The 1,161-nt window shown below is 55.8% G+C and carries 1 protein-coding gene and 1 pseudogene; one reads left to right on the forward strand and one right to left on the reverse strand.

Translation table 11 applies throughout. The features are described from left to right. Positions 1-955 (forward strand): sodium:solute symporter family transporter (locus tag J5224_RS29020; RefSeq protein WP_264628548.1); only part of this gene is annotated, 955 nt, incomplete at its 5' end. 79 nt (positions 956-1,034) lie between these two features. Here J5224_RS29020 and J5224_RS29025 read toward each other — a convergent pair. Beyond that, a pseudogene (locus tag J5224_RS29025) lies at positions 1,035-1,161 on the reverse strand (ketol-acid reductoisomerase); the annotation flags it as partial.

Consider the following 1,161-nt stretch of genomic DNA (forward strand, 5'->3'; position numbering starts at 1 on the left):
CGGTGGCTATCTGGCGGCCAGTTGGACGGATACGGTACAGGCCACGCTGATGATTTTCGCCCTGTTCCTGACGCCGGTGATGGTGATTCTGGCGCTGGATGGCATCGATACCTCTCTGCTGGTTATCGCGGCGAAAAACCCGGCCAATCTGAATATGTTTAAAGGGCTGGATATTATTGCCATTATCTCGCTGCTGGGCTGGGGTCTGGGCTATTTTGGACAGCCGCACATTCTGGCGCGCTTTATGGCAGCGGATTCCCACCACACTATTCGCAGCGCACGCCGTATCAGCATGACCTGGATGATCCTGTGCCTCGCAGGTGCCGTGAGCGTGGGCTTCTTCGGTATCGCCTACTTTAGCAATCATCCGGAACAGGCGGGCAACGTGACGCACAACGCCGAGCGGGTGTTTATCGAGCTTTCCATGCTGCTGTTCAATCCGTGGATCGCCGGTATCTTGCTTTCCGCTATCCTCGCCGCCGTGATGAGCACCCTGAGCTGCCAGTTGCTGGTCTGTTCCAGTGCCATTACCGAAGACTTGTACCGCCCGTTCTTCCGCCCAGGAGCCACACAGCGTGAACTGGTTTGGGTAGGCCGTATGATGGTGTTGCTGATTGCCATTATTTCGATTGTGTTGGCCGCCAACCCGGAAAACCGCGTGTTAGGACTGGTCAGCTACGCCTGGGCCGGTTTTGGTGCGGCGTTTGGTCCGGTGATCCTGATTTCCCTGCTGTGGCCGCGCATGACGCGTAACGGCGCGCTGGTCGGTATGCTGATAGGGGCTGCCACGGTGATTATCTGGAAACAGTATGCCTGGTTTAATCTGTATGAAATTATCCCCGGCTTCCTCTTTGCCAGCCTGGCGATCTTTATCGTGAGTCTGATGGGACGTGCGCCATCCAAAGCCGTCACCGATCGCTTCCAACTGGCAGAAGCCCAGTTCCAGAGCCGCTAAGGAACGACGTAGCTTCACGCATAAAAAAGGCGCAACCCTGGGTTGCGCCTTTTTTCATTGACTGAGTAATACGTTGGTTTTAGCCTGCAACCGCAATGCGTTTCATGTCTTTCATGTAGCCACGCAGTTTCTGACCAACCGCTTCGATCGGGTGGTTGCGGATCGCGTCATTAACGTCACGCAGCTGCGCATTGTCAACGCTGCTG

It is taken from the genome of Candidatus Symbiopectobacterium sp. NZEC135 (assembly GCF_025962695.1).